This is a genomic window from Bradyrhizobium sp. Ken64, assembly GCF_055807555.1.
In genome coordinates this window covers 24,517-31,430 of sequence record NZ_JBVVPA010000042.1, presented here as the reverse complement: position 1 = coordinate 31,430, position 6,914 = coordinate 24,517, and the positions used below count along the sequence as shown (strand labels likewise).

Genomic DNA, 6,914 nt, shown 5'->3' with positions numbered 1-6,914 from the left:
TCGGTCGCGGTGGCGACCGACTGCATGTTGCTGGAGGCCTGCTCGGAGACGTCGGCGACCTGGCTCGACAGGCTCTGGGTCGTCTCGGCGGTGCGGGTCAGCGTCGAGGCCGCCGATTCCAGCTGCACGGCGGAAGCCGAGACGTTGGAGACGATGGCACCGACCGCGCTCTCGAAATCGTCGGCGAAACGAATCAGTTCGGAGCGGCGAGCAGCGCTCGCTTCCTTGTTCTGGGCCTCGTTGGCGGCGGCATCGCGCTCGGCCTTGGCCACGGCCTGCACCTTGAATTCTTCCACCGCGCCGGCCATCTCGCCGATCTCGTCCTTGCGGCCCAGGCCCGGCAGCACGACGTCGAAATTGCCCGAAGCAAGCTCGCGCATCGCCTTGCACATCGCGATCATCGGACGCGAAATGCCGGTGCCGAGCAGGAAAGCGAGAACCGCGCCGAGCAGCGTGCCGCCGACGGCCAGCATCAGCACCAGTTGCTCGGTCTTCCCGATGGTCGCCTCCGATTCGGACTCCAGCCGCTGCTGTTCGGCAACGAGGTCCGCCTTCATGGCGGTAGCACCCTGAAGGATCGCGCCGGCCGAACCGCTCATCTCGGTGACGAGATCGTCGATCATTTTGGCATTGGCGATCAGCTTCTCCAGCGATCCCCGATAGGCACCGAGCAATTCCTTGGCGTCCTTCAGGCCGGCGACGATCTTGTCGTCCATGGAATAGACCGCGTTGAGCGAGTTCTCGACGAATTTCAGCCGCGCCAGCGCGCTGGTCGCGATCGCCTGGTCGGATGTCAGCACGAAATTGGTCGCCGCCGCGTTCGCGGTCTGGAATTGGGCATTGACCTGCTTGGTCCCGAACTCGATCGCCTGCGCCTCGGAATCGGAGGCGTTGTTACCGATGTCGTCGAGCTTGTATTTCAGGAGGTTGGCGTTGCGCATGAGCTGGTTCTGCACCAGCAGCGCGCTGTCACGCTTGGCCTGGAGGACCTTCGCGAAAGTCGCGGAGAAGTTGGAGAACTCCTTGGCGAGCTTGCCCAGGCTCTCCTGGCGCGCCGGCATCTTGGCGCTCTTGACCGCCTGGTCGATGGCGCTCTTCAGGCCGGTCTCCGCGTCCAGCGCCGTCTTGGCGTCGTCCTCCTTGCCGGTGACGACGAAATATTTGACGGCCGAGCGATAGGCGAGCAGCTCCCGGTCGATATTACGGGCGAGATCGGCCTCGGTGACGCTGCTGCGGTAGGACCCGACCCCGGACGAGACCCGCTCGAAGCCAAAATAGGAGAAAGCCATGCTGCCGGCGGAGATCACCAGCACGGCGGCAAAGCCCAGAATGATCTTGGCGCGGAACCTGAGGGTCGGCATTATTGTGCGCTTCGACGAAAACGCGATACGCCCGGACATTCCCACCCCCATTTTCATTCAGCCGCGATCCGGTGGCGTCCCGCCCCCTGACCTAGCTGAGCAAAACTAAGGCAGAATCGATAAGGGGCGGTAAATTCGGTGCGCCCGCGGAGTTTTCCGGCTCTATCGGCCAAGGCGAACTGAAAAGGCGAACTGCATAGGGATATAGAGGCTGGCATCCCAGCTGCGCCCCGGGGCCGTGCCCCCATTCGGTCGACTCGGCCACCCCCCCACCAATGCTGGCCATTCCGGATCAATGACTTTTCCATGACGCGGGCGACCAAAATCGTAGTTGCAAAGTTCCGGGTCGCTGTCTCTAATTAGAAACAATCAAAATCGACCCCGGGGAGGATTCAACCGTGTCTACAGTCAAACTGACGGTGAACGGCAAGGCTGTTGCCGTCGACGTCGAGGACCGCACGCTGCTGGTTCAGCTGCTGCGCGACCACCTCAACCTCACCGGAACCCATGTCGGTTGCGACACCAGCCAGTGCGGTGCCTGCGTCGTTCATATGGACGGCAAGGCGGTCAAATCCTGTACCATGCTGGCCGGCCAGGCCGATGGCGCCAGCATCACCACGATCGAAGGCATCGCCAAGGGCGACGAGCTGCACCCGATGCAGGCCGCCTTCCGCGACAATCACGGCCTGCAGTGCGGCTATTGCACGCCGGGCATGATCATGTCGGCGATCGACATCGTGCACCGCTATGGTGGCCAGCTCGACGAGGCCACCGTCCGCCACGAGCTCGAGGGCAACATCTGCCGCTGCACCGGCTACCACAACATCGTCAAAGCCGTGCTGGACGCGGCAGGCCGCATGAAGGTCTCGCAGGCAGCCGAGTAATCGGCGCGCCTCGAAGAAAGAACCATCGCCGCCGCTTTCGAGGGAAAGCGCGGTCAAGACAAATTCCGGTCGGGAGGACCAGACATGGGTGTTGAAGGCATTGGCGCAAGCGTCGTGCGCAAGGAAGACAAGCGTTTCATTACAGGCAAGGGCCGCTACGTCGACGACATCAAATTGCAGGGCATGACTCATGCCCATTTCATCCGCAGCCCGCATGCGCATGCCAGGGTGAAGGGAATCGATTCCTCCGCCGCGCTGAAGATGCCGGGCGTGGTCGCGGTGCTGACGGGCCAGGAGATCGTCGACGACAAAGTCGGCAACCTGATCTGCGGCTGGGCCATCACCTCCAAGGACGGCAGCCCGATGAAGATGGGCGCATGGCCGGCGATGGCGCCGGAGACGGTGCGCTTCGTCGGTCAGGCCGTCGCAGTCGTGATCGCCGAGAGCAAAAATCTCGCACGCGACGCGGCCGAAGCCGTGGTCGTGAACTACGAAGAGCTGCCCGCGGTCGCCGACGTCCACGCGGCTATCAAGTCCGGCGCGCCGCAGCTGCATCCCGAAGCTCCCGGCAACCAGGTTTATGACTGGGTGATCGGCGACGAGGGCGCCACCGATGCCGCCTTCGCCAAGGCCGCCAACGTGGTGAAGCTCGACGTCACCAACAACCGTCTCGCGCCGAACGCAATGGAGCCCCGCGCGGCGATTGCCGATTACGATTCGGCGGAAGAGCACTTCACGCTCTACACGACGTCGCAGAATCCGCACGTCGCCCGCCTGGTGCTGTCGGCGTTCTACAACATCGCACCCGAGCACAAGCTGCGCGTGATCGCACCCGACGTCGGCGGCGGCTTCGGCTCAAAAATCTTCATCTATCCCGAAGAGATGGTGGCGCTGTGGGCCTCGAAGAAAGTCGGCCGGCCCGTGAAATGGACCGGCGACCGCACCGAAGCCTTCCTCACCGATGCGCATGGCCGCGACCACGTCACCCACGCCGAGATGGCGTTCGACGCCAACAACAAGATCACCGGATTGAAGGTGAAGACCTACGCCAATTTCGGCGCCTACATGTCGCTGTTCTCGTCGTCGGTGCCGACCTATCTCTACGCGACGCTGCTGTCGGGCCAGTACAACATCCCGGCGATCCATGCCGAGGTGGTCGGGGTCTACACCAACACCACGCCGGTCGACGCCTATCGCGGCGCCGGCCGCCCCGAGGCGAGCTATCTGATCGAACGTCTGATGGAAACGGCGGCGCGGCAGTTGAAGGTCGATCCGGCCGCGCTGCGCCGGACCAACTTCATCACCCAGTTCCCGCATCAGACGCCGGTGATCATGGCTTATGACGTCGGCGACTTTAACGCCTCGCTCGACGCCGCAATGAAGGCGATCGACTATGCCGGCTTTGCCGGGCGCAAGGCCAAGGCGAAAGCCGACGGCAAGCTGCGCGGCATCGGCGTGTCCTGCTACATCGAGGCCTGCGGCATCGCGCCGTCGAAGGCCGTCGGCAGCCTGGGCGCCGGCGTCGGTCTCTGGGAGTCCGCCGAAGTCCGCGTCAACCCGGTCGGCACCATCGAGATCCTGACGGGATCGCACAGCCACGGCCAGGGTCACGAGACCACGTTCTGCCAGCTCGTCGCGGAGCGGCTCGGCGTTCCCATCAGCCAGGTCTCGATCGTCCATGGCGACACCGACAAGGTGCAGTTCGGCATGGGCACCTATGGCTCGCGCTCGGCGGCCGTCGGCCTCACCGCGATCCTGAAGGCAATGGAGAAGATGGAATCCAAGGCCAAGAAGATCGCCGCGCACGCGCTGGAAGCCTCGGAAGGCGACATCGTCATCGAGAACGGCGAGTTCAAGGTCGCCGGCACCGACAAGGCGATCGCCTTCCCGATGGTCGCGCTCGCGGCCTACACCGCGCACAATCTGCCTGACGGGATGGAGCCGGGCCTGAAGGAGAGCGCCTTCTACGACCCGACCAACTTCACCTTCCCGGCCGGCACTTATATCTGCGAGCTCGAGGTCGATCCCGGCACGGGCAAGACCTCTTTCGTCAACTTCGTCGCAGCCGACGATTTCGGCCGGCTGATCAACCCGATGATCGTCGAGGGCCAGGTCCATGGCGGTCTTGTGCAAGGCATCGGACAAGCGTTGCTCGAGCACGCGATCTACGACGCCAACGGGCAGCCGGTCACGGCCTCGTTCATGGACTACGCCATGCCGCGCGCCGACGACGTTCCCTCGTTCAACCTCTCCCACACCACGACGCTATGCCCGGGCAATCCCTTGGGCATCAAGGGTTGCGGCGAGGCCGGCGCGATCGGGGCATCAGCGGCCGTGATCAATGCGATCACGGACGCGATCGGCAAGAACAATCTGGAAATGCCCGCGACCCCTGACAGGGTGTGGCGCACGATCCACGCGGCTTAAGGGAGGAACGAAGATGTACCAGACCGTTTATCATCGCGCGTCCTCGGTTGACGAAGCCGTCAGCCTGTTCTCCAAGAGCAGCGAAGCAAAGTTCCTTGCCGGCGGCCAGACGCTGCTGCCGGTGATGAAGCAACGCCTCGCCAGCCCGTCCGACGTCATCGACCTCGGCAAGATCAAGGAGCTGCAGGGCGTCGAACTCTCGGGTGACGTACTGACCATCAAGGCCGGCACGACCTATTTCGACATCATGCAGAATGCCGATGTGAAGAAGGCGATTCCCGCGATCGCCTATCTCACCTCGGTGCTCGGCGACCCCGCCGTGCGCTATCGCGGCACGATCGGTGGCTCGATCGCCAACAACGATCCCGCCGCGGATTTTCCCGCCGCGCTGCTCGCGCTCGGCGCCACCGTGAAGACCAACAAGCGGTCGATCACGGCGAATGACTTTTTCCAGGGCATGTTCACGACGGCGCTGGAGGACGGCGAGCTCATCACCGCCGTGTCGTTCCCCGTGCCGGCGAAGGCAGGGTACGAAAAGATGCGCCACCCTGCGTCTCGCTTCGCGCTGACCGGCGTGTTCGTGGCGCAGACGAAATCGGGCGACGTTCGGGTGGCCGCCACCGGCGCCTCGCAAAGCGGCGTGATGCGGGTCCCCGCCATCGAAACGGCGCTGAAGGCGAATTGGTCGCCGTCGGCGATCGACGGCGTGAGCATTTCGGCGAGCAATCTGCTGGCCGACATCCACGGCACGGCGGAGTACCGCGCCAACCTGATCAAGGTGATGGCCCAGCGCGCGGTGGCTGCCGCACGCTGATCATCGCGCTTAGCGCCTCAACACAAATCTTCCGCGGCGCGCACTTCGGTGCGCGCCGTTTTTATTTTGGCCATGCGGCACGAAAACCGCTTGCCTCGCTGGCGCGAAGGCGAGAAAAGTTAATCAGCCAATTAACTCGCCCACAGAGGAATGTCCGAGGCGATTGCCGAACAATCGGCATCCGCCCGCGACCCGAGGAAATAGCAGCGTGCTCGACAAATCAGCCCCCACCTCCTCCGTTCGCACCTCCGGCCCGCTCGCAGGTTTCCGCATCGTCGAATTCGCCGGCATCGGGCCCGGCCCGTTCGCCTGCATGATGCTGGCCGACATGGGCGCCGAAATCGTCACGCTCGATCGGGTCGGCGCCAGGAAGAACATGAAGTCGGTCGCAGGCCGCGGCCGCAAGGTGGTCGAGCTCGACCTCAAGGACAAGACGGCGATCGCGGAGGTGCTCGATCTGCTTGCGAATTCCGACGCGCTGGTCGAGGGTTTCCGTCCCGGCGTGATGGAGCGGCTCGGCCTCGGGCCTGATGTGGTGCTCGCGCGCAATCCAAAGCTGGTCTACGGCCGCATGACAGGGTGGGGCCAGCAAGGCCCGCTCGCCAATGCCGCCGGCCACGACATCAACTATATCTCCATCACCGGCGCGCTCGCCGCGATCGGCACGAAGGAAGCGCCGGTGCCGCCGCTCAACCTCGTCGGCGATTTCGGCGGCGGCGCGCTCTACCTCGTCGTCGGTGTGCTTGCGGCGCTGCTGGAGGCCTCGCGGTCAGGCAAGGGGCAGGTCGTCGATGCCGCGATGTGCGACGGCGCGGCATCGCTGATGTCGTTCTTCTTCGACATGACTACGCTCGGCCGCTGGACCGAAGGCCGCGACGAGAACTTCCTCGACGGCGGCGCGCATTTCTACGGCGTCTACGAATGCGCCTGTGGCCATTTCGTCTCGATCGGCTCGATCGAGCCGCAATTCTACGCGCTGCTGCGCGAGCACGCCGGCCTGACCGACGCCGATTTCGACGCGCAGATGGACCGCAAGGCCTGGCCCGCGCTGAAGGAAAAACTGAAGATGGTGTTCAAGAGCAAGACGCGCGAGGACTGGTGCAAGATCATGGAAGGCACCGACATCTGCTTTGCGCCGGTGCTGACCATGTCGGAAGCGACCAAGCATCCGCACATGGTCGCCCGCAACGTCTTCGTCGAGCGCCACGGCGTGAAGCAGCCGGCCCCGGCGCCGCGCTTTTCGCGGACGCCATCGGCGGTGCGCGAGCCGGAAGCAGCGGAGATCGACGCGGTGACGAAGGCGTGGGCGGAGCGTTAGGAGCTGCAAGATCTCCGCTGCCGCACCACACTCCGCCGTCGTCCTGGCGAAAGCCAGGACCCATAGCCACCAAACGTGGTTTGACGAAGACTCGGAGTTATCAGTCAACC

The 6,914-nt window shown here is 64.2% G+C and carries 5 protein-coding genes; 4 read left to right on the top strand and 1 reads right to left on the bottom strand.

The window, feature by feature from the left end; all coding sequences use genetic code 11:
- Nucleotides 1-1,400 (bottom strand): HAMP domain-containing protein (locus tag AC0L2F_RS34275; protein ID WP_473251359.1); only part of this gene is annotated, 1,400 nt, incomplete at its 3' end.
- A gap of 359 nt (nucleotides 1,401-1,759) precedes the next feature.
- Here AC0L2F_RS34275 and AC0L2F_RS34270 point away from each other — a divergent pair.
- From AC0L2F_RS34270 to AC0L2F_RS34255, 4 genes are all read left to right on the top strand, one after another.
- Nucleotides 1,760-2,245: a (2Fe-2S)-binding protein gene (locus tag AC0L2F_RS34270; protein ID WP_007599059.1), complete on the top strand. Its 486-nt coding sequence runs from the start codon at nucleotides 1,760-1,762 to the stop codon at nucleotides 2,243-2,245.
- A gap of 84 nt (nucleotides 2,246-2,329) precedes the next feature.
- The gene (locus AC0L2F_RS34265; RefSeq protein WP_473251358.1) at nucleotides 2,330-4,672 is read left to right on the top strand and encodes a xanthine dehydrogenase family protein molybdopterin-binding subunit; all 2,343 of its coding nucleotides are present in this window, start codon (nucleotides 2,330-2,332) and stop codon (nucleotides 4,670-4,672) included.
- Nucleotides 4,673-4,685: 13 nt separating this feature from the next.
- The gene (locus tag AC0L2F_RS34260) at nucleotides 4,686-5,486 is read left to right on the top strand and encodes an FAD binding domain-containing protein (RefSeq protein ID WP_473251357.1); all 801 of its coding nucleotides are present in this window, start codon (nucleotides 4,686-4,688) and stop codon (nucleotides 5,484-5,486) included.
- Nucleotides 5,487-5,694: 208 nt separating this feature from the next.
- Nucleotides 5,695-6,804 carry a CaiB/BaiF CoA transferase family protein gene (locus tag AC0L2F_RS34255; RefSeq protein ID WP_473251355.1) on the top strand — a complete coding sequence of 370 codons (1,110 nt, stop codon included), beginning with the start codon at nucleotides 5,695-5,697 and terminating at the stop codon, nucleotides 6,802-6,804.
- Nucleotides 6,805-6,914: the final 110 nt, after the last annotated feature.

Coding starts and splice junctions, on each gene's coding strand:
- AC0L2F_RS34265 (WP_473251358.1), top strand. CDS start 2,330: ATGGGTGTTGAAGGCATTGGCGCAAGCGTCGTGCGCAAGGAAGACAAG.
- AC0L2F_RS34260 (WP_473251357.1), top strand. CDS start 4,686: ATGTACCAGACCGTTTATCATCGCGCGTCCTCGGTTGACGAAGCCGTC.